Source organism: Syntrophomonas erecta subsp. sporosyntropha, assembly GCF_055395365.1.
The window spans coordinates 2,655,902-2,682,232 of the sequence record NZ_AP042459.1 but is presented as its reverse complement, the minus strand read 5'-3'; the positions used below and the strand labels follow the sequence as shown (position 1 = coordinate 2,682,232).

General features: G+C 42.9%; 21 protein-coding genes. 17 read left to right on the top strand and 4 right to left on the bottom strand.

Annotated features, from left to right (window positions below):
• The first annotated feature begins 25 nt into the window (after window positions 1-25).
• Both ACZ5Q0_RS12990 and ACZ5Q0_RS12985 read left to right on the top strand, forming a co-directional pair.
• Complete coding sequence (locus ACZ5Q0_RS12990; protein ID WP_446820237.1) at window positions 26-1,201, top strand: thiolase C-terminal domain-containing protein; 1,176 nt, start codon at window positions 26-28, stop codon at window positions 1,199-1,201.
• Window positions 1,202-1,216: 15 nt separating this feature from the next.
• Window positions 1,217-1,627 carry a Zn-ribbon domain-containing OB-fold protein gene (locus ACZ5Q0_RS12985; RefSeq protein WP_446820238.1) on the top strand — a complete coding sequence of 137 codons (411 nt, stop codon included), beginning with the start codon at window positions 1,217-1,219 and terminating at the stop codon, window positions 1,625-1,627.
• A 73-nt stretch (window positions 1,628-1,700) separates the two neighbouring features.
• On the opposite strand, the gene ACZ5Q0_RS12980 is transcribed toward ACZ5Q0_RS12985, so the two are convergent.
• Entirely contained in the window at window positions 1,701-2,054 is a 354-nt protein-coding gene (locus ACZ5Q0_RS12980) for a DUF2512 family protein (RefSeq protein WP_446820239.1), read from the bottom strand.
• Window positions 2,055-2,307: 253 nt separating this feature from the next.
• Between ACZ5Q0_RS12980 and ACZ5Q0_RS12975 the strand changes: the two genes are divergently transcribed.
• Complete coding sequence (locus tag ACZ5Q0_RS12975) at window positions 2,308-3,570, top strand: acetyl-CoA hydrolase/transferase family protein (protein ID WP_446820240.1); 1,263 nt, start codon at window positions 2,308-2,310, stop codon at window positions 3,568-3,570.
• A 472-nt stretch (window positions 3,571-4,042) separates the two neighbouring features.
• On the top strand, window positions 4,043-4,981 hold the full coding sequence (locus ACZ5Q0_RS12970; protein ID WP_446820241.1) for a hypothetical protein: 939 nt from the start codon (window positions 4,043-4,045) through the stop codon (window positions 4,979-4,981).
• A gap of 194 nt (window positions 4,982-5,175) precedes the next feature.
• Here the strand turns inward: ACZ5Q0_RS12970 and ACZ5Q0_RS12965 are convergent, their stop codons facing one another.
• A complete protein-coding gene (locus ACZ5Q0_RS12965; RefSeq protein ID WP_446820242.1) occupies window positions 5,176-6,810 on the bottom strand; it encodes a class I adenylate-forming enzyme family protein in 1,635 nt (544 codons plus the stop codon).
• 416 nt (window positions 6,811-7,226) lie between these two features.
• On the opposite strand from ACZ5Q0_RS12965, the gene ACZ5Q0_RS12960 reads away from it, so the two are divergent.
• The 5 genes from ACZ5Q0_RS12960 to ACZ5Q0_RS12940 all read left to right on the top strand — a co-directional run bounded on the left by ACZ5Q0_RS12960 (window position 7,227) and on the right by ACZ5Q0_RS12940 (window position 16,656).
• Window positions 7,227-8,621 carry a response regulator transcription factor gene (locus tag ACZ5Q0_RS12960; protein ID WP_446820243.1) on the top strand — a complete coding sequence of 465 codons (1,395 nt, stop codon included), beginning with the start codon at window positions 7,227-7,229 and terminating at the stop codon, window positions 8,619-8,621.
• Window positions 8,622-8,928: 307 nt separating this feature from the next.
• The gene (locus tag ACZ5Q0_RS12955) at window positions 8,929-11,346 is read left to right on the top strand and encodes an S-layer homology domain-containing protein (RefSeq protein WP_446820245.1); all 2,418 of its coding nucleotides are present in this window, start codon (window positions 8,929-8,931) and stop codon (window positions 11,344-11,346) included.
• 443 nt (window positions 11,347-11,789) lie between these two features.
• Window positions 11,790-12,815, top strand: coding sequence for a zinc ribbon domain-containing protein (locus ACZ5Q0_RS12950; protein ID WP_464827168.1), 1,026 nt, complete (start codon window positions 11,790-11,792; stop codon window positions 12,813-12,815).
• A complete protein-coding gene (locus ACZ5Q0_RS12945; protein WP_446820247.1) occupies window positions 12,812-16,000 on the top strand; it encodes a hypothetical protein in 3,189 nt (1,062 codons plus the stop codon). The genes ACZ5Q0_RS12950 and ACZ5Q0_RS12945 overlap by 4 nt, the downstream gene beginning before the upstream one ends.
• 80 nt (window positions 16,001-16,080) lie before the next feature.
• The gene (locus ACZ5Q0_RS12940; protein WP_446820248.1) at window positions 16,081-16,656 is read left to right on the top strand and encodes a hypothetical protein; all 576 of its coding nucleotides are present in this window, start codon (window positions 16,081-16,083) and stop codon (window positions 16,654-16,656) included.
• On the opposite strand, the gene ACZ5Q0_RS12935 is transcribed toward ACZ5Q0_RS12940, so the two are convergent.
• The gene (locus ACZ5Q0_RS12935) at window positions 16,628-18,493 is read right to left on the bottom strand and encodes a YgiQ family radical SAM protein (RefSeq protein ID WP_446820249.1); all 1,866 of its coding nucleotides are present in this window, start codon (window positions 18,491-18,493) and stop codon (window positions 16,628-16,630) included. The genes ACZ5Q0_RS12940 and ACZ5Q0_RS12935 overlap by 29 nt on opposite strands.
• A gap of 271 nt (window positions 18,494-18,764) precedes the next feature.
• Between ACZ5Q0_RS12935 and ACZ5Q0_RS12930 the strand changes: the two genes are divergently transcribed.
• From ACZ5Q0_RS12930 to ACZ5Q0_RS12920, 3 genes are all read left to right on the top strand, one after another.
• Window positions 18,765-19,670, top strand: a complete 906-nt coding sequence (locus ACZ5Q0_RS12930) for a DMT family transporter (protein ID WP_446820250.1) — start codon at window positions 18,765-18,767, stop codon at window positions 19,668-19,670.
• A 170-nt stretch (window positions 19,671-19,840) separates the two neighbouring features.
• On the top strand, window positions 19,841-20,269 hold the full coding sequence (locus ACZ5Q0_RS12925) for a hypothetical protein (protein ID WP_464827167.1): 429 nt from the start codon (window positions 19,841-19,843) through the stop codon (window positions 20,267-20,269).
• 38 nt (window positions 20,270-20,307) lie between these two features.
• On the top strand, window positions 20,308-21,132 hold the full coding sequence (locus tag ACZ5Q0_RS12920; RefSeq protein ID WP_446820252.1) for a S1C family serine protease: 825 nt from the start codon (window positions 20,308-20,310) through the stop codon (window positions 21,130-21,132).
• A gap of 121 nt (window positions 21,133-21,253) precedes the next feature.
• On the opposite strand, the gene ACZ5Q0_RS12915 is transcribed toward ACZ5Q0_RS12920, so the two are convergent.
• Complete coding sequence (locus tag ACZ5Q0_RS12915; protein ID WP_446820253.1) at window positions 21,254-21,679, bottom strand: EamA family transporter; 426 nt, start codon at window positions 21,677-21,679, stop codon at window positions 21,254-21,256.
• A 198-nt stretch (window positions 21,680-21,877) separates the two neighbouring features.
• Between ACZ5Q0_RS12915 and ACZ5Q0_RS12910 the strand changes: the two genes are divergently transcribed.
• The 5 genes from ACZ5Q0_RS12910 to ACZ5Q0_RS12890 all read left to right on the top strand — a co-directional run bounded on the left by ACZ5Q0_RS12910 (window position 21,878) and on the right by ACZ5Q0_RS12890 (window position 26,188).
• A complete protein-coding gene (locus ACZ5Q0_RS12910; protein WP_446820254.1) occupies window positions 21,878-22,903 on the top strand; it encodes an ABC transporter substrate-binding protein in 1,026 nt (341 codons plus the stop codon).
• A 188-nt stretch (window positions 22,904-23,091) separates the two neighbouring features.
• Complete coding sequence (locus ACZ5Q0_RS12905) at window positions 23,092-23,913, top strand: ABC transporter permease (protein ID WP_447182584.1); 822 nt, start codon at window positions 23,092-23,094, stop codon at window positions 23,911-23,913.
• Complete coding sequence (locus ACZ5Q0_RS12900; protein ID WP_446820256.1) at window positions 23,913-24,695, top strand: ABC transporter ATP-binding protein; 783 nt, start codon at window positions 23,913-23,915, stop codon at window positions 24,693-24,695. Before ACZ5Q0_RS12905 ends, ACZ5Q0_RS12900 begins: the two co-directional genes overlap by 1 nt.
• Before the next feature lie 214 nt (window positions 24,696-24,909).
• The gene (locus tag ACZ5Q0_RS12895; protein ID WP_446820257.1) at window positions 24,910-25,512 is read left to right on the top strand and encodes a hypothetical protein; all 603 of its coding nucleotides are present in this window, start codon (window positions 24,910-24,912) and stop codon (window positions 25,510-25,512) included.
• Window positions 25,513-25,783: 271 nt separating this feature from the next.
• A complete protein-coding gene (locus ACZ5Q0_RS12890) occupies window positions 25,784-26,188 on the top strand; it encodes a DUF3997 domain-containing protein (protein WP_446820258.1) in 405 nt (134 codons plus the stop codon).
• Window positions 26,189-26,331 lie beyond the last annotated feature (143 nt).

The window sequence follows — 26,331 nt, the reverse complement described above, 5'->3', positions numbered from 1 at the left end:
ACATGAGCGGAAAGGAGGAGTAAATATGAGACGGGTTGTTATATTAGGTGGAGGACATAGTAAATTCTGTTTTAACTCGCCGAAAACATCAGTAGAGATGTTATCTGAGGTAGCTATAGATGCCATTATGGAATCAAACTTAAAACCCCAGGACATTCAGGCCATAAATGTCGGCAATGTTTTGGGGGAATTTTCCGAAGGGCAAGGAATGGTACAATCGTTTTTTGCCAACGACATTGGCTGTTTTAATATTCCTGCCACCAGGTTTGAGGGTGCTTGTGCGTCGGGAAGCCTGGCTTTAAGGGATGCTTTCATCTGGGTAGCTTCGGGCTATTATGACATTGTACTGGTAGGTGGAGTGGAAAGAGCTACGGCCATGGGAACTCCCCTAGCTACCCGCACATTTGCTATGTTTGGAGACAGCCGTTACGAGTTTCCCTCTGGCTTTACCTTTCCGGTTGCATTTGCTTTACTGGCCCATCTTTATGCTTCCAAATATGAAATATCCTTAGAGCGGCTTAAAGAACAAATGGCATCGGTATCAGTTCAATCTCATGAATATGGGCTAAAGAATCCGAAAGCCCAGATTCAAAAACTAATCACCAAAGAAGATGTTCTTAACAGTTTTATGGTTGCCACTCCCATCCAATTACAAGATGCCTGTCCGTTCTCGGATGGAGCAGCTGCCATCATCCTTGCTTCTGAAGAAGTAGCTAAAAAACTGACTAATAAGCCAGTCTATATTACCGGAATAGGTCAGGCTTCCTCCGGTAAACTAAGTTCCCAGTACAAGTATCTGCCCAGGCTGAGGGCCAGAGAATTAGCAGCACAGCAGGCTTATAAGATGTCCGGTTTAACTCCAAAGGATATCGACGTATGTGAACTTCATGACTGTTTTAGCATCGCGGCCATAATTGCGGCTGAAGGACTAGGTTTCTTTGAATTCGGTACAGCCGGAGAAGCATGGGAAAAAGGCGAGGCTAGACTGGGAGGCAAGATCCCCATTAATATCTCCGGAGGACTGAAATCAAAAGGCCATCCTGTCGGAGCTACCGGAGTATCCCAGGCCTACGAATTAACCCGCCAGTTACGAGGCCAAATGGTCGAACAGGGAAGACAGGTCGATGGTGCCAAATACGGGCTTATGGATACGCTGGGTGGAGATGGAGTACTGGTTAGCATCATCTTCGCATCAGAGTAAAAAGGGGGGGGTAACATGGAGTATAAGCTTACTTTTAAGGAGTACAACAAAGCCCTAAAGAAGGATATATTACTTGGATTGAAGTGTAATGATTGCGGGACGGTTACTTGTCCGCCGATGATGGTTTGCCAGAACTGTACCAGTACCGATACAGAAATTACAGAATTAGTGGGTACCGGAAAAATTGTTACTTTTACTACTTCCTATATTAATTCTGAGGGTCGTGAGGATGAAATTCCTATTACTATCATAATAGTTGAACTTGATGAAGGGCCCTGGATTATGGGAAACCTTATCGATGTAGATCCCGGAATCACCAGCATGGATATTATAGGTAAAAGGGTCAAACTAGGGCATAAAGTATTCCCCGGAGATAAATATTCCGCTGGAGAAGCTGCTCGCCCGGTATTTAGTTTTGTAACATAGCAGGGGGGACATGGGGACAGCAAACCTGTCCCCATGTCCCATGTCCCCATGTCCCATGTCCTGCATACTATTACTAAGGGGCAACCTCCTCTGATTTCTCCAAATACTGGTGAAAAAAGTACTCTCCTACCATAATGATGATAGCAAAGACTAGTAAGGACGTAAAACTGACTACTACCTCCGGCCAAGCAAGTGCTACCACGTAGGCGACCAAAGCTGCCATAATGCCGTCACCTATAGAGGCTGTTATATTGCCTAACGCAGGAAGTACCACTAAATCGCCGACAAAATAGTTAACAGCAGTACCAATTATTGCAATAACTAAAACTGGCCACCAGCGATTGCCGTCAATTAAACTAAGGGTTAACAATCCAGCAATAAATGTCATTACTAATTTTACAAGAAGAGCCCTTGATGTTTGGCCCATTTTTTCACCTCCGAATTTAGATTTTCCGAAAACCGCCTAAATATACGTAGAATGGGACAGGGGGACAGCAAACCTGTCCCTGTGTCCCCTATGTCCCTTGAAGAAGGGGTGTGGACTGGCCTTGTTTAATTACTTAATAATGGAAGAAATCCAAAGGAGGAGTTATAAATGTTTGCAGGTGAGTACAAAGCCAAGTTTCGTACCCCGGAAGAGGCCGTAAAGGTAGTCAAAATCAGGTGATTGGGTGGATTACATGTACTTTAACGGCTACCCTAAAGCATTGGACAAAGCCTTAGCCAAGAGAAAAGATGAGCTTTATGGTGTTCACATCAGAAGTGGGATATCCCTCCCGCCTTTTCCCGAAGTCCCGCAAAGCGACCCCGGCATGGAGCATTTTCAGTGGGATAGCTGGCATTACAGTGCATTTGATGCCAAACTAGGTGACCAGGGTATTTGTAGCTTTTCTCCTCTTTTATACCATGAAGTACCAGGTTACTATCGTAACCGTGAGGTAGAAGTAGATGTAGCTATGATGAGAGTTTGCCCTATGGATAAATATGGATATTTTAACTTTGGCATTAATACTTCGCATTGTGAAGCTGTTCTGGAAAATGCCAAAATTGCTATTGTAGAAGAAAATGAAAACATGCCTTATGTCTATGGTGGAAATGGCAACCAGATTCATATTTCCGAAATTGATTTTGTTGTTAGAGGAGAACATGAACTAATGGCTAATCCTGCGGTACTGGAACCAACTGCAGCAGAAAAGAAGATTGCCGAGTATGTTATGGAAGACATCCACGATGGCTGCTGTATTCAGTTAGGCATTGGGGGACTGCCTAACTATTTGGGCCAAAAGATTGCAGAAGCCGGATTAAAAGACCTGGGGGTTCATACCGAGATGCTGGCTGATGCCTATTATGAGATGTGGAAAAACGGTTGTATCACCGGAGCTAAAAAGGAACTTGACCGTAAAAAAATGGTCTGTTCTTTTGCCTTAGGTTCGCAAGAACTTTATGAATTTATGGATCACAACCCTATGATTGCCACCTATTCTGTAGACTATACTAATAATCCTGCTATTATTGCGCGCATATCCAATATGATTTCCATTAATGGCTGCTTGGAGATTGACTTTTATGGGCAAGTAGTTTCAGAAATGCAAGGCCCGCGGCAAATCACAGGAACTGGTGGACAATGGGATTTTGTCCTTGGAGCCTATCACTCTCCTGGTGGCAAGAGTTTCCTCTGCACCTCGTCTACCTATGTGGATAAAAGTGGCAAGCTGCAATCAAAAATCAAGCCATTTTTAACTCCAGGTGCGGCCTGTACTGTTTCCAGGCAAATGACCCATTATGTAGTAACTGAATACGGTAAAGCCTTACTTAAATGTCAATCTATCTGGAACAGAACCGAAAAGCTCATAGAAATTGCCCATCCCCAATTTCGCGATGATTTGATTAAAGAAGCCCAAAAGCTCGGTTTCTGGAAAAGAAGCAATAAAATTGAGCCATAAGATTAAACTGTTTAATTCATGCAATAATGCTCTTATATGAAATTTGTAGCATTTAAAGTCGGATTCTTCGGCGTATCTCTTGACATTTCTAAAATCAGGACCAGTCTCTTAGCAATATTTCTTAAAGACTTCCCTTTATAAAAGTTTTGATGTTTGATATATATTTTTGTATTATCCTCAGCATCCTTTCTTGCTATTTTCCTTTGTATTTGCAACAAAAAGGGTAGTGTATTTTCATTAGTGATAGTTTTTTCAAAATTAGTGGTGTATTTTTAAATTACAGTTTTGTTATGCATTTAAAATAACTCTAATTAAAGTTTTCCGCCATAAGTTTTCGTTTCTATTTCCGGAAAGCAACAGGAATTATATACAATATTGTAGAAAAGTTTAAAGAACGGGCGTAAATAGACTTAGAGGGAGGAGATCAGAAAAAACAATCTTACTATTTATTATAATATTAGAGGTGGTAATATTGAGAGGAATAGCAATAACACTGATTTGTATGCTATTTTTAACTATATCTGGTTGTGGAAGTAACAGCAACACTGAGAAAGAAAATCAACGGCAAAACAAAAATGGACAGCAGTCGGAAACTGTTGCTAAAGTGCAAACGGTGGATAAAGGTCAGGCACTGAAAATACTTACGGATAAACTAGAAGTTTCAACTGATAATTCTGATTATGATGTACATTTACTTCGCGAAGCTAAAATAGGGGATGCATTGGTTTATGTTTTTGAAAGAGTGGGACTAAATGGTGGGGCTGCCAGTGTGTACTTTGTGGATAATCAAGGAACGGTCTACAATGACGCGGTTGATTTATTAGTTGATTATTTTAAAACCTGCCCATCAGAACAGTATTATGACGGTCAGTATCTAAACACGGATATGTACCTGTTAGCAATGAAGTCAATCAATGATCCTGAAGTAATTACATGGGAAACTTACATAGTAAATGGAAAAGGGTATCCGGATTTGGATTCGGCCATAAAAGGTTTAGTAGCAGACTATATCAAAAATGATAAGATATTAAGTCTGTTGGGCAAAGATGTGCAATATATTGAAAAAGCTACCGGTCAAAAAGCGCAAAATGTAACGATTGCGGATGTTGATGGTGTTGAGGACTTTGCCGGTACCGAGCTTATATATAATGGTGTGACCATAACATTTTTTGGTGGTAATAAAGCAACTGATATATTTTATCCGGCCGGGACTAAACTACTTGGCGTAACAATCGGCGATACTTTTGAGCAAATCATGTCAGTTTTGGGTACACCACTAACGCTTGAACCAGCCCCATATTTTAGCGATATATACAGGATGAAATATGTATTTGATGGTAATTTGTCAGTAGAATTCTATGCGGAAAGTAGTGAAGGAAAAACAGCTTCTGCCTTGGTGAAAGATTTATAGTTTATAAGGGGACAGGTCCCCTGTCCCCCCAGCATATATTATTTTCAACCATATCTGGTTATGGAAGTAACAGCGACACTGATAAAGTGCTCAATTATTTGTCCCCCGTATCCTCTGTAGGGAAAAACAATAAGAAGAATATTGAAAAGAAGACAGGGGACGTTTACCCTGTCTTCCTTCGATTAGATTTATGGTTAACTTTTCGTTTGGGCCGCAACCAAAAACTTTGCGCCATATTTTTCTCTTAAACGAGGTTTTTCTATCTTGCCGGTTGGATTACGCGGGACTTTATCGAAAATAATTGTTCGCGGACGTTTATAGCGCGGCATAGGAGCACAAAACTTTCTTATTTCTTCTTCACTGCACTGACAGCCCGGTTTCAGTTCTATGATAGCTGCAGCAATTTCTCCCAAACGTTTATCTGGCAGCCCTATAACGGCTGCATCCTTAACTGCATCATGGGCCCGCAGGAAGTCTTCAATTTGTACTGGATAGAGATTTTCTCCTCCACTTATGATTACATCTTTTTTACGGTCAACCAAATAGATAAAACCATCTTCATCCATGCGGGCCATATCTCCTGTATATAACCAGCCATCCTTAAGTACCGCAGCAGTTGCTTCAGGGTCGTTGTAGTAGCACTTCATTACCCCTGGTCCTTTAACTACTAGCTCACCAACCTGCCCCTGGGGAACGGTACAGCCTTCCTTATCAGCAATCTTGACTTCCCAATTATGACCGGGAATACCTATAGCACCGACTTTATGAATGTTATCCGTGCCTAAATGAACACATCCTGGTCCAATTGATTCACTCAAGCCATAGTTTGTATCATAAAGATGGTTAGGAAAGTGTTTTCTCCAGCGGTTAATTAGGCTGGGCGGAACGGGTTGAGCACCGATGTGCATCAATCTCCACTGAGACAGTTCATAATTTTCCAGATTGACCTGGCCGCTTTCAATAGCATCCAGAATGTCCTGAGCCCAAGGTACCAATAGCCAGACAATGGTTATCTTTTCTTCGGACACGGTTTTGAGTATCCATTCCGGCTTAACTCCACGTAGTAAAACAGCTTTACTGCCTGAGTACAAACTGCCAAACCAGTGCATTTTAGCACCGGTATGGTAAAGTGGAGGAATGCATAAAAAGTTATCCTCACGGGTTTGTCCATGATGGGCTTGCTCGGTATATGCCGATGACATCAGACTTCTATGGGTATGCAAAATTGCTTTAGGAAATCCCGTAGTCCCCGAAGAAAAATAGATTACTGCATCATCATCATCATAAAGTTTAATCGATGGAGCCTGTGAGGAACAATTAGCCGTAAGGCGGTCATAGCTTTCCGCAAAAATCGGGCGGTTTTCCCCAGCATAAAAGATTGTTCTGACTTTGGGAATTTGATTGATAATTGACTCCATGCGGTCAATAAATTCAGGTCCAAAGATCAAGGCAACACTATCGGATAAATCTAGACAGTATTTTATTTCTTCAGCCGTGTAGCGAAAATTTAAAGGTACGGCAATTGCACCTGCTTTTAATATTCCGAAATAAATAGGCAGCCATTCCAGGCAATTCATTAAAAGAATAGCTACCTTATCACCTTTTTTAATACCTCTTTTGAGCAATAGATTCGCTAGTCGATTGGCTTTCTCGTCAAAAACGCACCAGGTCATATCCCGGCGGTATTCTCCGGCTGGATTGTTTTCAATCAGCTCGTACTCTAACCAGGTAACATTATCCTTTTCCTGGAGATCCATATTAATCTCGGTCAGGCATTTTTCCTGGCCATACAATTCGGCATTGCGCGACAATAATTCTGTGATAGGCATTTTTTTCCTCTCCCGTCTTACCAAACTACAAATTATTATTAAAGAATTGTCCATCCTGCGTAAAGAATTAATTACACTATTCAAAATTATAAAGCTATATTAAGCAGTTAATCAATACTTTAATAAAAGAAGACTGGGGCGTTTTCCGATACCTTTTTAAAAAGAGCATCAAGGTTGGGATTTTCGTGAACTATTATCTTATACAGGATTTCTTTCCAAATAGCCAAAATATGTGGGTTCGACGTTGATTTGACGCGGTAACTATCACTTTTTTCAGGGATAAGGGAAGGCTGGGCAGTAAATCTATCCTCCTGTCCTGGTGTCCCGGAACACCAAACCTGTCCCCATGTCCCACTGGTCGTTTTATTTATTCAATGATACAATTGGAATGCTAAATTATGCTCGGGGGCGAAGCAATGGACAAAATTGTAATTGAACCACGCAGACTTTCCGTCCTTGCGTTTTCCTTACTATTCGCATACCTGCTTTCGTTTGTGTTTGAAGGTCAGGTTTTTTATAGCCTGATGGATTATTTTAAGATATCCTCAACCACATTTATCTTTACCGCCATTATTGCACATTTTGTCGGTCTTTTTGGCTGCGGCTTTTTTGTAAAAACGTCAAGGGCTGCAAAAATTGTAATGCTTTATGGTATTGGATTTAGCTTTGTAGGTTCCATACCGTTTTTCTTTTCCGGGTCTTTTTTGTGGACAGTGTCGCTTATTGTTTGTGCCTTGGCTTCAGGTTGTGCGGTTGCTGCATGGGGATGTTTTCTCAAAAGCTGTACCCCTGAAAACAAGCGTATCAAAACCTGTGCGGATGTACTGATTTATTCCAATATAATAATGATTCTTATCAATCTTACCGCTATTTACCTATCACCCTTTTTGGGACTTGGCTTATCTATTCTGGTGCTACTACTGGCAGGAGTGTTCGCGGCGCTGCTTCCGGTAACCGAAGAGCTGCTAGCTGGGGTTAACGACACTGGGGTGTATCCTAATTTAAAGGCACCAATGCTGTACTTAATTCTGTTTGTGGTGATTATCACCATTAACTCAGGGCTGATGTATCAGGTATTTAACCCTGCTTTTAAATATTTGACATGGCTTACCAGCTGGTATTGGGCCGTGCCTTATATTGTGGCCCTTATAATCATGCGTAATCTGCCGGGTAAGGTGAAACGCTCTTACTTTTTATATATAGGCATGGCCATGATTATGGCATCCTTTATTGCCTTTATGTTTCTGGACCGATCCGTCGCCAGTTATTTTATAGTAGACACCCTGATGCTGGGGGCCTGCGGGATTTTCGATTTATTTTGGTGGAGTATCATCGGTGAAATGCTGGACTATACCGACAATCCGGTGAAAATATTCGGGGTCGGCTTATCGGCTAACGTTTTTGGAGTATTGCTGGGTGGCTTACTGGGGAGCAGTATCACTTCATCAAACATTTCCAGCGCTAACGTAGCAGTTATCGCTCTTACTGTGATTTGTATCACTCTGGCTATTTTACCTCTTTTAAACCGTCATCTGGTTATGCTCTTGTCGAATCATACCTATCTGATGGCCTATGCCTCAATGGAAGAAAAACAGCAAAAAAATATCGTAAGTACTGCCAAGACCCTTGATGTTCTTACTAATCGTGAGCAGGATGTCTTGCAATTAATTCTTAGAGGTAAAACTAATAAGGCGATTGCTGCAGAGCTTGGTGTCAGTGAAAATACTGTGAAAACCCATGTTAAAAATATTTACTCCAAATATGGTGTTTCCTCCCGGGCTGAAATTATAAGTACCTTGCTAAAAAATTGAACAGCTGATGAATGCTTTAAATAGGCACTTTTACTGCCCCTCACCCTTTCGGGTGAGGGGTTTTTTTGTGGAAAATCATTCCTTTTAGTGACAACAATCCCATTGATTTTATATAAATATATATTTGAGCAATTTTAGAAATATAGGGGGTGGTGAGATGACGGAGTTGGAAACCAAACTAAGGATAGTAGAGTATCATCATGGCAAACTCGATTCAGAAGGTACATAAAGTTCACTATTTATTTCACCGCAGCAAAAATTCTTTTGAGTTTTGGATATTTGATAGTTAATCATAGGAGGATGAAAAATGCAAAGAAAAATTACTTCGCTGTTGCTGACCGTAGCCATGCTGCTGTCGCTGTTTGCACTTTTACCAGAAAGGGCTTTTGCAGCAGATGGGACCACCTGGGATGGAAATGCCTACCCCATAACCGAGGGTGAAGGTACAAAGGCTGATCCCTATATCATTGATACCGCAGGGAAACTGGCCTATTTGGCAGAGCGTGTCAATGCAGGTGACGCTGATTATCAAAATGCTTATTACAGGTTGACCGAAGATTTGGATCTGAGTGGACATGATTGGGAGCCGATTGGATATTCGCCTTTATATACTGTCACCTTTCAAGGTTATCAAGGTTATTTTGATGGCAACGGTCACAAAATTACCGGAATGAATGTGGATATAACGTCAGAAGCCAATGCAGGATTGTTTGGCATTATTGAAAGTGCAACGATTAAAAATTTAAGCGTTTCTGGGGATGTCAAGGTAGGGAAGATTGATAATTTAGGTGATTCACGCGGTGGTGGCATTGTGGGAATAGCACTTAATAGCAAAATTATAAATTGTTATCATTCAGGAAGTGTTGCAGTTATTTCCGAAAAGAATACTGGCTTTCCGAGATTAGCCGGGGGTATTGCAGGAGTAATTAATAATTCTGAGCTTATCAACTGCTATCACTCCGGACCAGTATCAGCATCTATTGGAGATTTAATAGGTAAATTAACTTCATATGTAGGCGGAGTAGTGGGGCTTACAGAAGGCACTAATACAATTGAGTACTGTTACTGGGACAGTGAAGATACGATCACGCCAGATAATGATTATGGAATTGGCAATGCCACATCAGCGGTTCCCGATGTGGAAGCTTTTACTGATCTCGATGATCTTCTTGCGAATCTCAATGCCAATCTTGATGAGCTTGAAGACGATACTCTATATAAGTGGAAGGCAGTGTCTGACGGATATCCCACTTTTGACAGTGCCAAGTGGACCGCATCTGCAGATGCTTCCATTGATCCCTCAGAGGCTGATTTTGATAAATACACTGGCGCAGATATATCCGTTACCAAGTCTGATGGTAATCATACTTTGATCGGCATAAATAATGGTGGTGCCCCATTAACCGAAAATGCGGATTATACCATCAATGATAATACTGTTACCATCAAAAAGGAATACCTGGCCAACCTGACCACCGGCTTTGCCAATCTGACCTTTGATTATAGCGGCGGTATCGATCCTGTACTGACCATAACTATCACAGACAGCACCTCGGTGGCATCTTCCGATGCTAGCTTGTCTGCGCTGACCATAAATTCTGGCACACTGTCCCCGGCCTTTGCTTCCGACAAAACCAGTTATACAGCCAGTGTTGCTCATAGTATAACCTCAGTAAATGTTACTCCTACAGTAAACCAAACTGATGCTGTTGTTAAAGTAAACGGAGTGACAACCATCAGTGCCACTCCCAGCACAGTAGGGCTAAATGTAGGGGCTAATACCATAACCATACTGGTGACTGCTCAGGATAAATCCACCACCGAGACTTACACCCTTACCCTCACCCGTGCTGGTGCCGGCTCTTCTTCGAGCGGAGGCGGCGGCGGGAGCAGCCCCACCTACTATTCGGCTTCTGTTGATACGAAAAGCAATAACGGAGAGATAAACTTCGACAAAACCCGCTCAACGGCTGGCAGCAAGGTAACCATTGCTGTAACCCCTGATGAGGGATACCAAATCGACCGTCTGATCATTCTCGATAAAGATGGTCAGGAAGTAAGTTACACCAGTAACGATGATGGAACCTATTCATTCACCATGCCATCCGGTCATGTAACTGTTAATGCTCTATTCACTGAAATTCCAACCATATTGCCAGAAGAACCGCAGGCCTTGCCATTTGTCGATGTTGAGGAAAATGGTTGGTATTACCACTCGGTTGACTACGTATACCAAAATCAATTGTTTGCCGGTACCAGCGAAGAGAAGTTTGAACCGGCTACACCCATGAGCCGGGCTATGCTGGTTACGGTTCTGTGGCGGCTAGAAGGCCTAAATGACGAGAGTGTAGACCAGGTTTTTTCGGATGTTCTACCAGGTGCATACTACAGCAAAGCAGTCTCCTGGGCCAACAGCCAGGAGATCGTTCAAGGTTATGGTGACGGAACATTCGGTCCTCTGGACAATATCACCCGCGAACAGATGGCACTTATTTTTTATAAATATGCACAGTTCAAGGGATATGATACTTCCGCTGCCACAGAACTGGACAGCTTCCATGACGGCAGTAAAGTCTCTCCTTGGGCTCTTGATACTGTTAAATGGGCAGTGGCCGGTCAAATTTTGAGCGGCAAAGGGGACGGCATACTCGATCCATCAGGAAATGCTTCCCGGGCAGAGGCAGCCAGTATCCTTATGCGCTTGGTCACAAATCAGGCAGGCTGAATCTAAATCATAAAGGAGGCAATTGCATAGAAAATTGGTTCAGGGTGTCGAAGCAGCATGGTGATTTAAGTTCGAAAAAGGCCCAGGAAGCCGAAAAACAGGCCAATGAGTGTCGAAGTAGTATGGTAATTTAAGTTCTGGATGGCCGCATCGCTTCGCGCCCGCAACCTAAGACATAATTCCCGAAGGGACTGCAATCAGTAGTACCCGTAGGGTGCAATGACACGGCGTAGCGGAGGCTAAAGCCTCCGCGGGAGCATTACAGCAATAATGAATTAAACATAAAGTATGCAAGCGTAGTGTAGCGGAGGCTTTAGCCTCCGCAGGAGTACTCAGAGTACCACCGATGCTCCTATGGTCGCAATTAATGTTACTAAAGCTTCCGCTGCTAAAGTTAGAAAGGCAGTACTTTTTTAACAGTCTAGGAGGCAATTCCATAGAGAATGCCTCCTTTGGTTATTAAGTATTTTATTTTCAAGAAGGGAGATGATGGCTTGAGCAAATTTTGCACTGCCTGCGGCGCGCCTCTGCAAGAAAATATAAAATTCTGCACCAGGTGTGGGGCACTGATTAGAAACAAGGATGCAGGCCACGGAGGGGAGAAGATAATTTCCCCTATGATCAACCCCGAAACCGTTTCAAAACAAACAGAGCCGCGGATTCTCGTGAATGTCAGTCCGGCATTGGCCTCAATAGCAACGCAGCTCTTGCATACCAGCCGGGCACCTGTTACAACCGGAGAAATGACCCTGCCCCAGGAAATGTTTCCTCTGGCTGTGCCGGAGTTTACCAATGTATTAGGCTTTTTTGCCAGTGGAGTGGGGCAGATATTACCAGGCTTTAAGACTGCCTTCCTAGATAAAAAGCGACTAATAGCGGCACTGGTTTTAGCGGTATTGTGGATAGTATTTATCTTCCTGCCGCCAGCAGCCACAGATGCTGTCCCGGCAAAACTCCTGTCCTGGTTGACCTTTGCCCGGGGCGGTTTACAGGGCGGACTCCTGAATAAAATCGGCGGCATTGTGGGCAAAGGCTTACTAGCAGCCTTTTGCACCTCTTTGATCATAGATAAAAGCACCTGGGGCCAGATGAAAGCCGGATTATCTGTTGTAATCGGCGGCCTGAAAGGAGACAAGGCCACCAGATCCAATTGGCTGTTGGGGATGGCACTGGCCCTAATTCTGTACAATATTATGGTGGGCAGCACCTCGTTGCAAAACAGCATGGTCTCTATAGCCTGCCTGGGACTTTCTCTGCGGAGCCTGGCCGGTGTCGGCGGGTCAAAAGCGGAAAACATATTCGGAATGCATCGTTTTATGGTGGGCTGGGGAGCTGGGTTTGCCCTTGCTTTTGTACTGTCGGTTGTACCGGGCGCCTTTAACGGCTATATCCTGGGCGCAATTTTACTCATTGCTGCTGCTATTGCTAAACTGATCGGCAACCCAAGGGAGGAGGTGCCGACTCCATGAGAAAACGGATCTTATCCCTATCTCTTATATTCGCACTTATTCTGGTCTCAGTTTTGCCAATGGCAGCTTTAGCTGCCGATCCTAAAGCGGGAGATTACGTGGACCCGGTAGACTATTACGATCTACAGGAGTTTGCGGGGATGCAGCTGACTGCTAAAAGCGATATTAGCAAGGCGATTCTGGAAAAGGAATTCTTACCAGTGGAATTAGTGCTTGAACCTTTGGCCCTGGATTATGCCGCCATTAGAATGGCTACTGGCAATTCTAACCCGTCTTCCGGTCAGGATACCTATCCTTTTGACGGGGAAAAGTGGATCTTAAAAGCCGGTGAGAAAAGCAGCTATAGCATCACCCACAGCGGCAGCAGCAGCGGCCATGAAAACCCGGGAGTACTAGGTGAATATGCCTGGGAATGGAACGCTTCCATGGATCTAGGCTTTAATAATGTGGCCTACTATATCGAAAGCAGCGACTGGACAGGGCCACGTTTTAAGCTAGCCTATGATACAGCGGGCACATCCTCATCCCGGGGTTCAAAGAATCATCTTGATGGAGGGGACTCTTCTTTAGGAGACATAATTTATACCGGTGAATTTACTTTGAATGACAGTGTGGATGACCGAATTAACTGGTACGTGGATGATAACGGTATTCTGCGGATTTATCTAACTCTGTTGGGCAACCAAAACGAGAAATGGGAGTACCCCAACCGCGGCGAAGCAGATGTTTCCAATAAGCAAGATGTACATAACCAGGCCAATGTCTGGTTCCAAGTAGTAAGTGTCAAATTGGGCAAAAATGATGGGGCGGCCGGAGCGGTAAAGGGTCAGGTAGATACCCGGGCTGATAAAGACCAGGGCGAAACCTCGATACCCCTTCCCGAAGCCCTAGCTATTTCCATTCTGGGCATCGGTGCAGCTATTACCGGTGCAGGAAGCGGCCGCAGCAGAGAGAACAATGGCAGAAAAAGCCGTTATAAGATGTGTTTGCGCAAGGACTTCGGCGATGCCATCCGCTATGACAGCCAGTCGGTAAGCGTTTATGCCCGTATAGTGGAGATAACCCCCGAAGGGGACGAAATCGACCGACCGGATCTGACCGCTTCTATCAGTATTTTCTCCGGGGAGAATTTATCGGTAGAAGGCTGCCAGATGGCGGATAATTATATGGGAGCATTGGTTTCCGCCCGGACGGTACCGGGCGGTCCCAATCCGGGTGAAGGTGTGGTCAGCATCAAGTATACTGGTGAAGCAGGTTCCTTCCAGAACAATGTTACCTTCCGGCTGGTAGGTAAGCCCTACATTTCCTTCCCCGAGCAGGGCAACTATCTTATCATGACCATTCCTATGCTTCTGGGTGATGAAGGCAGTTACGAAACCTTGGTAATGGTCAATGATTTCATGGAAAAGCCTTTTTCCGTCCTATGTGACCCTAATGAAGGTGCTCCCTTCAGTTGTACGATAGAAGAAATCGAAGATAACCAGTATATCCTCAAGGTGAAAAACAACAGCGCCGCACCCGAAGCCCATAAAGCTGTCAAGCAGACAGCCTTTATCGGGATACGGGCCGAAAACGAGCAGGAACTGGCGGAAAACAGCGTCAAAATTGAGCTTTATCCCGAGGGGCTCTCCGTTCGTGACCTGGAGTTCGATGAAAATGGTTATGCCCTGGTGGGAACCTTTGACAATGAGTCTACCGATGAGTACGGTGATGTGCTGCCCACTGGTTTCGTGGTGGAATTTGCCGTGCCGGAGGTGGATGGTAATGACCAGCGCCGGGTGCGGGTAATGGAACCGGATGAATTCACCCCGTTATTTGACCACATCCAAGGAACTGATGAACGTACCTGTCATCTGGTGGAAAGATTCAAATATACCATTGAGGAAATTGTCAGCAATCTGAAGGAATACCAATTTGCGCCTCAGGAAGCCCTGGTGGAAGAGGAGGGCCAGCCTTACTATGTTGCCCTGCCTGTTTCTTGTACCTATGGGAATACGAAATATACGCTGAATCTCCCCTTTCGTTTAATCGGCGGCGGCCCTGGACCTATGGACGGCTGGGAAGAAGAATTTGCCAAGATGAAACGCATCGTCAGCCGGGTAGGCGGGATCAGCCCGGAAATTGCCCGGGTGCTGCGGGAAAATGGCCAGAAGATGTCCAGGGCTGAACTGCGTCTGATCAATAAGCGCATCTGTCAGGATGCCATTACCTATTACACCAAAGACGCCTCAGAATATGCTGAAATCGCTGATGAGCTGGATAAAATGATCTACTATGCTGAGTGGATCAAATGGTTTGGCGACCAGGCCCTTTCCTATCTGATCAGCACTTATTACGGTAACACAGCCGATGCAATCCTCTCCCCGGCCAAGGATATATTCGCTTCTTTCCTGGGTGAAGTTATAGACAAGCTGGTTTGGGGAGAAAAGTTTGAATTCGAACAGCTGGAGACCGGTAAAAATATCAACGTCGCCTTTGACAACCTAATCGGCAACGCTTTTGATGAAAAGATGGGCAAAAAAGTGGATTTCAAGCAGGTCTGTGTGGTAGTGGGAGGCTTTTTGGTCTGGAAAATCGCTAAAAACCTTTATGACAACCTGGACAGAAACGGCAAGATCGACCTGTATGCAGCGATTACTGCTACTGCTAGTGATTTAACAGCTATGAGCATGAAATCGATTGCGGGCAGCTTTTTTCAGAAAGCCCTGAAAAACAAAGTAGTACAGGAAAACCTCGGCATTCCGATGGCCAAATGGCTGCAGGATTTGGTTCCTGATACGACCCTAGTCAAATGGGGAAAAGGTAAAGAAGCCCTGAAATACAAAATGACCGATTTTGCCAAGTCCGATATAATCCAAAAATATTTGGAAGAAATCTTCGGCATGGGTGCCGCCAAAGTAGTAGAAATCGATATGGCTGCTGCCAAGGGATTATATGAATTAACCAGCCGAAGCGGCATCCAGAGCACCCTTGATGTTTCAGCCTGGCCGGTCATTAGCTGGACAAACGTTACTACCGGGGCTGAGGGTGAGACCGAAGCGTATCAGGTTACCGTTGACTTAAAAGCTGACGTTCTGGATAAGCTTTGTGACTATCTTTTCGGAGAGCTCTTCGAAGATGTACCCTTTGCCAAAACAGTTATGCCTTTACCGGCTGATCCTTCCTATATTATTAGCCAGGGATAGCAGCCAAACTGTTGGGTGTGTTTTAGCAGGGGCCCTGCGCAGCTACCAGACAAGGGCAACCCGAAAGGAGGATCGAAGCAGTGCAGCTTTTAAGGCGAAAATCAATCATTATGGGCTTATTCTCGGTAATAGAGCTGGGAATATGCAGTTGGCTGGCTTACAGGGAAAGTTTTGCTTTGCTCTATTTAGCTATAATCTTGACCTTGCTGACACTAATCTGTTTTTACCAACAGCAGCAAAAGTTGAAAACAGCCCGGCTCATTGTAGAAAACGCCATTTTTACCACTGCTTCTTCTATAATGGCAGGTTACAATAGGGATCAGGCCTCGAAACTGCTCCCGGATACGAAATCAGTTGAGATGATAGTATCCTGCTTCGGAGTTTTATCTGGAGAGGAGGTATACAAGTTCAACTGTGACGGTATCCATCTTTTTTCGGTGGAAATTAATTCTGAAGATATGCTGTTTACCTTTGGCACTGACGAATGGACAAAATACCTCCGGTTTGGGCACAATGTCTCCAGTCCGGACCAGATACAGGAGATAGCCGAGAAATTGCGTTATGAAACCGGGATAAGCCGAATAATCGGGACAGGGGGACAGGTTTGCTGTCCCCCTGTCCCCCCTTTTATCGGGGTTTTTTCTTACTTTGCTTAGCCTGGTGGGGAGTTACCAGGGCGTGGGAGGAGAAACCTATTAAATCGGTTCGCCCGGCCTTTTTTAATGCTTCTCGGGCCAGTTTGTGGTTGGCAGGGTTGCGATACTGCAGTAGAGATCGCTGGGCTTTTCGCTCCCAGGTACTTTTGGGGACATATACTTCCCGACCATTAAACGGATTAAGACCGGTATAATACATACTGGTTGAAATAGTCATAGGAGTAGGGGTGAAATTTTGTACCTGCTCGGGATAATACTGTATATGATCCCGGACAAACTCAGCTAATTCAATGCTTTCTTGTAAACTGCTGCCGGGGTGAGCGGAAATAAAATAGGGGATCAAAAACTGCTTTTTGCCCAGCTTTTTATTCATTTGCGTAAAGGATTTGATAAATTCCTTATAATTAGTTTGGCCTGGTTTCCCCATTAAGTCGGTAACTGTAGAAGCCACATGTTCCGGGGCGATTTTTAATTGTCCTCCAACATGGTGTTGACATAGTTCGCGCAGGTACTGTCCGGATTTATCTATTAGTATTAGATCATAACGAACCCCGGAGGCAACCCGAATATTACGGATGCCTTTAATTTTTCGTATCCGGCGCCATAAACGTAGTGATGCCGAGTGATCAGTATTTAGATTTTTGCATACCTTAGGAAACAGGCAGCTTATGCGGCTGCATTTCTCACACTGCGAGCTTGCTTTGCCATTCATTCCATACATATTAGCAGAGGGTGCTCCTAGGTCAGGAATACTCCCCCTAAAATCAGGGTGGGTAACGAACGATTGGGCCTCAGTTATAAGGGATTCTATACTTCGGTTCTGAATAAATTTACCCTGATGCAATCCTATGGAACAAAAGGCACATCCTCCAAAACATCCCCGGTGGGTGAGCATGGAAAACTGGACAGGTGTTAAGGCAGGAACTCCACCGTCTTTATCATACATAGGATGAGATTGGCGCAGGAAAGGAATCTCATAAATAGCATCCATTTGTTCTGTACTAAGTGGTTGTGGCGGTGGATTTACAATTACCCATCTATCGCCGTGTTTTTGCGCTAATGGTGAAGCAGAATAGGGATTAGTATTTTTATAGATGAGGTGAGTACTTAAGGAAAAATCTTTTACATTCTCCTTTACTGTTTCATATGATGGAATTTCCAAGACACTTTCAGGTAATAAGGGAGAACTGTAACAGGTACCGGGAAGGCTAACTAGATCTTTAATATCCCGGCCTGTCTCAAGATACCTGGCAATTTCCAGTAAAACATATTCACCCATACCATAGACTAGCAGATCCGCCTTGCTGTCTAGCAACAGGGATCTGCGTATTTTATCTGACCAGTAATCATAGTGGGCCAAACGTCTTAAACTTGCTTCTATTCCCCCAATGATTACTGGTACTCCGGGAAAAGTCTCCCGCAGCCGATTAGAATACACAATAGTAGCCCGGTCAGGTCTAAATCCGGCCTTACCCCCGGAGGAAAAAGCATCGTCACGACGCTTTTTCTTATCGGCAGTATAGTGATTGACCATTGAATCAAGATTGCCTGCTGATACCCCGAAAAAAAGCCGGGGAGCTCCTAATTTTTTAAAATCCTCCTGGTTTCGCCAGTCGGGTTGAGCAATAATCCCGACCCGGTAGCCATGTCGTTCTAAAAATCGTCCCAGTATGGCTGCCGCCCAAGCGGGATGATCAACATAGGCATCGCCACTCACAAATATAATATCTAATTGATCCCAATTGCGTTTTTTTAGATCAGCCTTACTAACCGGTAAAAAATCCATAATTAAGTCATTCCCCATTTTTTCCATCTTTATATCAAATGTCGAAGCCATAAACCCATACTGGTGACGGGGTCGAATGGGTAGCGGAACTATATATCTAACTTCAGTTAATTATACATCCCGGTAGATTCGCCCATAGCAACTGGCTTTCTTACTATATATCTGGCTCCAGCTAATTATACCGTAGCAATAAGTTATTTCCCAACCAAACCGGACCTCGGCAAGGACTTGATTGGCTTTTGATGGTGCCGATGGTATGCTAAGGATAGCATTATCTATTTAAGAATTTTAGCATTAATCTTAGCAATGAGAGGAACATGAAATGAAAAAGTTGCACGGGATACTATTTTTAGTAGTAGCTGCTATACTATTTGGTATTATGCCCATTTGGGTTAAACTGGCCTATACCACCGGATTAAATACCTTTGATGTGGTGTTATTAAGGTCACTTATATCGGCGGTCATACTCTATGTTATGATCAGGCGCAAAGGGATAAGTTTTCATATTGAAAAACAGCAGCGAGGGATGCTGTTTTTTTCCGGATCGGTAGGCTATACGGGTACCCTTTTTACGTTATATTTTTCCTATAACTATATTGGTGCCGGTATTGCTACCTCTTTACATTACCTTTATCCGGTGCTGGTTATGATCATGGCTTTGGTTTTATTTAAAGAAAAATTATCGCTTATAAAATGGATTGCTCTGATAGTATCCTTAAGCGGCATTTTTTTAATTACGGGAATAGGGGACACTAATGTATCCTTGTCCGGGGTTACCCTGGCTTTACTATCGGCAGTTTGTTTCGGTATATATGTAATTTGTGTGGGGCATCCCCTTTTAGAAAACATTAATACGGCCATCATGACCTACTATGTCTGTCTAATAGCTGCGTTCTTTTCCTTCCTATTTATCGCTGTCCAGGGTACCTGGCCTCAACTAACTCTGATGGGGTTGTATTACTCTATCTTAATAAGCATCTTTTGCACTATTCTGGCCCTGATCTTGTTTAATGAAGGAGTTAAAATTGTCGGTGCTTCTAATGCTTCTATACTAAGCACCCTGGAGCCAATTGTCAGCTTAGTGGCAGGGCTAATCCTTTTAAATGAAGTAGTTACCTGGCAGATTGTGAGCGGCTGTGCACTAGTAGTTGGGGGAGTCATGCTTATTAGTTGGGCTGATCTGCATGGAGCCGGCCGGCTCGAAACTACCGGCAAACCGCCCCGTTAAAGACCATATATAAAATAATTTTATTAAAGCTGAAAGTTTCCTGGTCATTAATACTATTGATTTATATAGAGGGGCCTTATTAGTAGGCTACCCTAATTAATAGGCAAAGGAGAATCAGCGATATGCTTCACACTTGCGAAAAGGGCTTAGTTTTTTTATGCTTAATTTTAATGGTAATAACCATTTCATTGGTCGGTTGTAAACACAGCCCGGAGGAAAACCTAAGCTATGTAAACGAAGCCTATGGTTTTTCGCTTACTTTTCCCGAAAAATGGCATGATAAATATACCATAACTGAATCTAATGATGTAGTCTATATTCAAAACAAAAATATTGCCGATCTAAATAAAGAATTTGCCTACGGTGTTATTTTTAGAATTGAAATATATCCAAAATCGGAATGGGATGAGGATAGTGTGCTGCAAGCAGGCGATCCTTACGGGCTGAAAAAAATAGGTGAAAATGACCGCTATTTATTCGGTTCGGCTTATGCCACCGATGTGCAGGTTCCGGTTGATAACGAAAAACTGGCCCGGGAATATCAGGACATGGTAACAGATGGGGAAGAAATTCTAAAGACTTTTACTGTTACGGAATAAGGCTAATATATATATGAATTAGTGAAAGATGGATCTTTATGGATGAGAAATGGGATGAGCATGAAGGAAATGAAATGGAATATAGTGAATGGTGGCAGGAGGAATTTGAGGACGAGGAGGAAGAACATATCCCACGGAAATTACCAGCCTTCCTACGCCTAGCAGCCCTGTTAGTCCTGCTGGCATTTCTAGGGATTAGCCTGCCTAATATTCCTGACTTATGGACAGATCGTTTTGAATTTTTACAGCAAAACCAGAGGTTGCAATGCCTGGACGTAGTTAAGGAAAGTCGTCCCGCCGTAGTAGCACTTGAATGCCGGGAGGATTTTGCCAAGGGAACGGAAGTACGGATCGGGACTGGTTTTATAGTTCATCCTTCTGGTATTATCCTGACTAACCAGCATGTGGTGGAGGGGAGTCGCCCGATTAAAATCACTCTGGAAGATGGCAGGAGTTATATTACCTCCCAGGTTGAACAATTAGGGGAAGCCGATGCAGCAGTCCTATTTATCCCTGGCCAAAAAAGCGATCTTAAACTGCCCTATCTGGAACTAGAATTAGATCGTAAGGTAGCACCGGCTGAAATGGTAACTTTTATCGGTAACCCTATGGGTATTGAACGGGTTGCCTCTCAGGGGGAGGTAGGGCAGTATTACCTGCATAATGATTCCGTAATTTTTGATATTAAAATCCCTACCAGGGGTGGAAGCAGTGGTAGTCCGGTATTAGATAGTAAAGGTAAAGTAGTAGGAATTGTTTTTGCTATTACCCAGGAGAATGAGAAAGATAAAGACGCCGGACGAACCCTGGCTATTCCCATGCACACCCTATCCGACCAACTTAGTGATATACTGAAAGACTAAAAGGGGATAGGCTATCCCCTTTTAGCAAATAATTAGCCGCATAGGCTATTAAGGAAAACCAATAAAGGCAGAAAACCCACTTATGGTTACCCGCCAAAGCTATACGGCAAGGCAGCAGGGATTACTTATTAATTAATATCAGACCACTGACACACAAGACGATACCCAAAAAACTTTGCATGGTAAGGGTTTCTTTAAATAGAGCTATTCCGATGGGAATTAGCAATACTGAAACAGCTATATTAGATATCAATGCTCCTAAACTAACATTCCATCCCGCCCGGTAAGCTAATAAAAAACCTAATTCCAACCCTATAATAGCCACTCCCAAAGCATAGCTAGCCCAATTTACCTTTCTGATTTCTGCAATTATAGAAGTATCTTTAAAACCAAACAGCAGTATAAGCACCGACAATAGTGTTGCAGTCAAATAGGTGATAATCAGTGATAACATTGGATTCGCAGCTTCAGGTATAGATTTTTGAAATATGTGGTAAAAAACATTGGCAACGATAGTAAGAACAATTGGTAAGTAATAGTAGACCATTCAATATACCTGCTTTCCGTTAATATTCCAAATAGATATTATTCATCTTTAAGGACAAAAACCCTTTAATTTATGCTAATCTTTAATAAGTGATTTATCTTACTAAAGAGATGATATGGCAAAATATTAGCATGAAAAAGGATATTTAGATTGTTTGTCGAAAATAGCAAAAAAACTATTAAAAGGGGTAGGCAAAAAATGAAAAAGTCACTATCGTTTCGTTATCTATTAGTTGCTTTACTAGTAGTGGTCCTAGGGGCCACACTGGTTATAGGTTGTGGTGGGCAATCCAGTCCTAATGCCGGCCAAACCAATGAACCGGTTAAGTTTAAAATCGGGCATTGTACTTGGGTGGGCTATGGACCTTTATATATTGCTCAGGAGAAGGGGTTCTTTAAAAATCACAACATAGAACCTGAAATGGTCATTATTGAGGATGAATCACAGTATGCGGCGACTATTGCGGCTAATGAGATTCAGGCCCTGGGAAATGTGGTAGACCGGGAAGTTATACATAATGCCCAAGGAGCACCGATTAATTTTGTATGTGCCATGGATCAGTCATATGGAGGAGATGGTATTATTGCTTCTGGGGAAATTAAATCGGTTAAAGACCTGGAAGGGAAAACCATCGGCCTGGACAAGGCATCAACCAGTTATTTCTTTTTCCTGGCAGTGCTGGATAAATACGGGGTTGACGAAAGCAAAATTAATATTCAGGAAATGACGGCCGGAGATGCTGGGGCAGCCTTTGTAGCAGGTAAACTGGATGCGGCTATAGCTTGGGAACCATGGTTGTCAAAGGCGAACCAGAGGGACGGAGGACATGTACTTGTTTCCAGCCGTGATTTCCCTGGAATTATTGTGGATGTGATATCGATGCGTCAGGATTTCATTGATAAGCATCCGGAAGCGGTGCAAGGGTTAGTGGAAGCCTGGAATGAAGCGGTAGCCTTCTATAAGGAAAATCCTGAAGAAGGAAATAAAATAATTGCCGAGGCACTTTACCTGAGTGTAGATGAGGTAGCCGAGATGGCTAGTGGGGTCCAATTTATGGGTAAGGAAGAAAATATTAATTTCTTTAACCGGGATTATAGTGGGGCAAATATCTATAAGTTAACTGACCTAGCTATTAAGTTTTGGACTGACAAAAACGTACTGGAAAAATCCGTAAAATCTGATGATATCATAAGACCTGAGTTTGTTAAGGCGACTTCTAAATAATAGATGGTTTTAGTTTAGTAGCAGGTATTTAGCGGAGAACCCATTCTAAGGGAGCTTCTCCGCTAATTTGCTGTCCATAATACCTTCAACGAATACTTTCAACCCGTACAGTGGAAACACTACAGGATTAAGCTACCACTTAACCAAGTTTTTAGTCAACTATTATGGTAATTGTATTGGGAGGACTTATGATCAGTTTTAAGACTTCAAATAAAGGAGAAGCATCAGATGAAACGGTTGACCAGAGCAAGGCAATATCTCGCCGTTACATGTTATTATCCGTGTTTATAATTGGTTTGGTCTGGTGTTTGCTAACCTTCGGACTCAAAGTAAAACCATATTTTTTACCTTCACCGGTCGATGTAGGTAAGGCATTTGTTACCCTTCATTGTGAATTTGGGGTGCTAATTCCTTATACCCTGATAAGCCTGGGCCGGGTCGTAGTGGGATTCCTATTTGCGGCAGCCTTAGCTATACCCTTAGGAATTGGAATGGCTACCAATAAAAAGGTAGAAGGCTTTTTTTCTCCTTTCATCGGGTTTGTACGCTATCTACCTGTTTCCGCTTTGATTCCCTTGATGATACTGTATTTCGGTATCGGTGAGTTTGAAAAGATTATTGTTATTTTCGTAGGTACCTTTTTCCAATTAGTCTTAATGGTTCAAGATACGGTTGCTTCCGTGCCTGGAGAACTGCTTAAAGCAGCTTACACTTTAGGAGCCAGCGGGGGAACTGCTTATCGTCGGGTACTTCTTCCTGCGGCCATGCCCGGAATAATGGATAATTTAAGGATTTGTATGGGTTGGGCCTGGACCTATCTGGTAATAGCAGAATTAGTGGCAGCTAACTCGGGACTAGGGTTCATGATTTTAAGGTCACAGAGGTTTTTGCATACCGACCAGATTTTTGCCGGGCTGATTGTTATAGGCGGTCTAGGAATTCTTACTGACTACCTTTTTAAATACCTGTCAATAATACTCTTTCCATGGCATGAAAGGCTGGGTAAATAATGCTGAATATCAAAGGAATATACAAAACATATGGAAGTGGAGAGGGCAGGGTAAATGCCCTTGAGAATATTAATATGGAAATTCAACCTAATGAATTTGCAGTAATTGTTGGACCTAGTGGCTGTGGAAAAACCACCTTGCTGCAAATTGCGGCCGGATTAGAAAAAGCCAGTCGAGGTAGTGTTTCCTTACGGGGAGAAATAATCACCGGGCCGGGGCCGGAACGGGGGATGGTTTTCCAGGCTTATACTCTTTTTCCCTGGCTCACGGTTGAGAATAATGTGGCCTTTGGTCCACGTCAAAGAGGGTTATCTGAAAAGATTATTAAAGAAAAAGTGGATCACTATCTAAATGTAACTGGACTGGCTAAGTTTAGAAAGCTTTATCCAAAGGCCCTTTCAGGAGGAATGAAGCAGCGTGTAGCAATTGCTCGGGCTTTGGCCAACGATCCTGAAGTTCTATTCATGGACGAACCCTTTGGAGCACTTGACGCCCAAACCCGTGTAGTAATGCAGGAACTGTTATTGCAGGTTTGGGAAAGGGATCAAAAAACGGTTCTATTTATTACCCATGATATAGATGAAGCTGTTTTTTTAGCTGATACGATATATGTTATGACTCGTCAACCGGGAACTATTAAGAAAACCATTCAGGTACCACTGGCACGTCCACGGGATCACAGTATTCTACTTACCCAGGAATTTCTTGATCTTAAGAAAGAAATTGTTGAACTTATTTGGGAAGAAAGTAAACAGGCTGCCATTCATATTAACCATGCCTAGGTGGATAAGGTCTTAGCAGGAGGATTAGCAGCCATGGGACGAGTTAGAATGCATAGAAGCTAAACCTAATCAGATAAGCTTAATGATACTATGCTTTTGGGTCTTCTGGTGCTAGCTTCACACCATGAAAAATGGGAATAAAAGTGATAAAATTATTTTAGAAGCCTCGGGATTTAATCCCGGGGCTTATTACGCATATTAGGAAGGTGAAACCATGGAAGAACCAGCATGCACGGTTGGGTGCGCCGGGATTCAAGATGTTCCGGCTATGCTGGGGTTTGAAAAGAAGTATTTTGATACCTGCTGGCAATCTATACCCAACGTAATGAAAAAACTAATTGAAAAAGACCCTAAGATGTTTCGACTATGTAAAGTGGGAAACAAACTAAAGGGGTATTATGGAGCTATTCCGTTACCCTATGAAATCTGGCAAAAAGTTCTTAAAGGGCAGATTAAAGAAGATGAAGCTGTGTGTCACGCAGTATCTTTTAAAACACCGGAAATTTATCTTTACATCTATTCGGTTATTGTTGACCTAAATGACAAACACCATAAAACCTATACCCGGACATTGATTCGTGACTTTGCCCGGCAGTTTATTTTAGGACAAAATCGTAGGGAAAATATTAGAGCGGTAGGAGCATTTACTGTTTCCGAAGGGGGCAGACGAATGGTAGAACGCTCTAAATTTATATACAAAGGTGGCTTTCGGGGTGCCAATGGTAAATATGTAAGATCCTACGCCATTAAGCTGGAAAACCTGGTAAAGCAAGTTATGAAAGCCAGAGAAAAGGGCAATAAAATCCTCATTGCCTAGCCAACTTAAATAGAAATGTATATTTTAAAATTACAGGATAAACTAGGTACTAAAAGGATCAGGCCGTTAAAAATCTGAAAGCCTGATCCTTTTTTTAAATGGACCACTATTACTATCTGATAGGAATTAAAAGGATTGTTTTTTGTCCAAAAGTGGAAGGCTTAGACTAAAACAACCCTCTATTTATGGAAATGTTGCGCCACTGCATCAGTAATGTTTTATAATATAAATATAAGCATACGGTAACGAGAGAAATAATGGGAGGATAACAATGAAAAATTTATTGATAGGATTCTTTCCAGACCCAGACAGAACAGATTATCCTTATAATGTCAATGATGATTACCAATTGGTTCGTTCGGCAGCAGATGATGTAAAAATCTTTAATCCTAATAGTTCCAAAGAAGATAATCTCATCATTAAATCCAAAATAATAGAGATTGCCTGGACTGATTGCTATATCGTCTCCAAAAGAGAAGGACTGAAAAGAAGATCTGATAATTCAGATAGTAATCAGGTAACAAGTGAAAAAGTATTTGATTATTGGATTTTTGATACTGAAAGCTCTAAGGTCTATGGGCCCCTTGATGATGAAGCCTTTGAAGAACAAAAAGAGGAATTAGGAATACCAGCCGATTTAAAATTAAAAGATATTAATTTATATATGGATAAATAAAAAAGCCAGCAACTTATTGCCCGGCTTTTTTTATTATTGTGAAAGTACCGATATGAGCATTTGCTGTCTACATAACAGATTACCAGTAGTAATATTTTGGGCAAAAAATGTCACCTTTAGAATTGATTTTTAGGGCAGTATTT

What these genes read in the sequence shown, in the direction of transcription:
- ACZ5Q0_RS12990 (WP_446820237.1), top strand. Translation starts at nt 26, where the DNA reads ATGAGACGGGTTGTTATATTAGGTGGAGGACATAGTAAATTCTGTTTT.
- ACZ5Q0_RS12985 (WP_446820238.1), top strand. Translation starts at nt 1,217, where the DNA reads ATGGAGTATAAGCTTACTTTTAAGGAGTACAACAAAGCCCTAAAGAAG.
- ACZ5Q0_RS12980 (WP_446820239.1), bottom strand. Translation starts at nt 2,054, where the DNA reads ATGGGCCAAACATCAAGGGCTCTTCTTGTAAAATTAGTAATGACATTT.
- ACZ5Q0_RS12975 (WP_446820240.1), top strand. Translation starts at nt 2,308, where the DNA reads ATGTACTTTAACGGCTACCCTAAAGCATTGGACAAAGCCTTAGCCAAG.
- ACZ5Q0_RS12965 (WP_446820242.1), bottom strand. Translation starts at nt 6,810, where the DNA reads ATGCCTATCACAGAATTATTGTCGCGCAATGCCGAATTGTATGGCCAG.
- ACZ5Q0_RS12960 (WP_446820243.1), top strand. Translation starts at nt 7,227, where the DNA reads ATGGACAAAATTGTAATTGAACCACGCAGACTTTCCGTCCTTGCGTTT.
- ACZ5Q0_RS12955 (WP_446820245.1), top strand. Translation starts at nt 8,929, where the DNA reads ATGCAAAGAAAAATTACTTCGCTGTTGCTGACCGTAGCCATGCTGCTG.
- ACZ5Q0_RS12950 (WP_464827168.1), top strand. Translation starts at nt 11,790, where the DNA reads ATGCCTCCTTTGGTTATTAAGTATTTTATTTTCAAGAAGGGAGATGAT.
- ACZ5Q0_RS12945 (WP_446820247.1), top strand. Translation starts at nt 12,812, where the DNA reads ATGAGAAAACGGATCTTATCCCTATCTCTTATATTCGCACTTATTCTG.
- ACZ5Q0_RS12935 (WP_446820249.1), bottom strand. Translation starts at nt 18,493, where the DNA reads ATGGCTTCGACATTTGATATAAAGATGGAAAAAATGGGGAATGACTTA.
- ACZ5Q0_RS12930 (WP_446820250.1), top strand. Translation starts at nt 18,765, where the DNA reads ATGAAAAAGTTGCACGGGATACTATTTTTAGTAGTAGCTGCTATACTA.
- ACZ5Q0_RS12925 (WP_464827167.1), top strand. Translation starts at nt 19,841, where the DNA reads ATGGTAATAACCATTTCATTGGTCGGTTGTAAACACAGCCCGGAGGAA.
- ACZ5Q0_RS12920 (WP_446820252.1), top strand. Translation starts at nt 20,308, where the DNA reads ATGGATGAGAAATGGGATGAGCATGAAGGAAATGAAATGGAATATAGT.
- ACZ5Q0_RS12915 (WP_446820253.1), bottom strand. Translation starts at nt 21,679, where the DNA reads ATGGTCTACTATTACTTACCAATTGTTCTTACTATCGTTGCCAATGTT.
- ACZ5Q0_RS12910 (WP_446820254.1), top strand. Translation starts at nt 21,878, where the DNA reads ATGAAAAAGTCACTATCGTTTCGTTATCTATTAGTTGCTTTACTAGTA.
- ACZ5Q0_RS12905 (WP_447182584.1), top strand. Translation starts at nt 23,092, where the DNA reads ATGATCAGTTTTAAGACTTCAAATAAAGGAGAAGCATCAGATGAAACG.
- ACZ5Q0_RS12900 (WP_446820256.1), top strand. Translation starts at nt 23,913, where the DNA reads ATGCTGAATATCAAAGGAATATACAAAACATATGGAAGTGGAGAGGGC.
- ACZ5Q0_RS12895 (WP_446820257.1), top strand. Translation starts at nt 24,910, where the DNA reads ATGGAAGAACCAGCATGCACGGTTGGGTGCGCCGGGATTCAAGATGTT.
- ACZ5Q0_RS12890 (WP_446820258.1), top strand. Translation starts at nt 25,784, where the DNA reads ATGAAAAATTTATTGATAGGATTCTTTCCAGACCCAGACAGAACAGAT.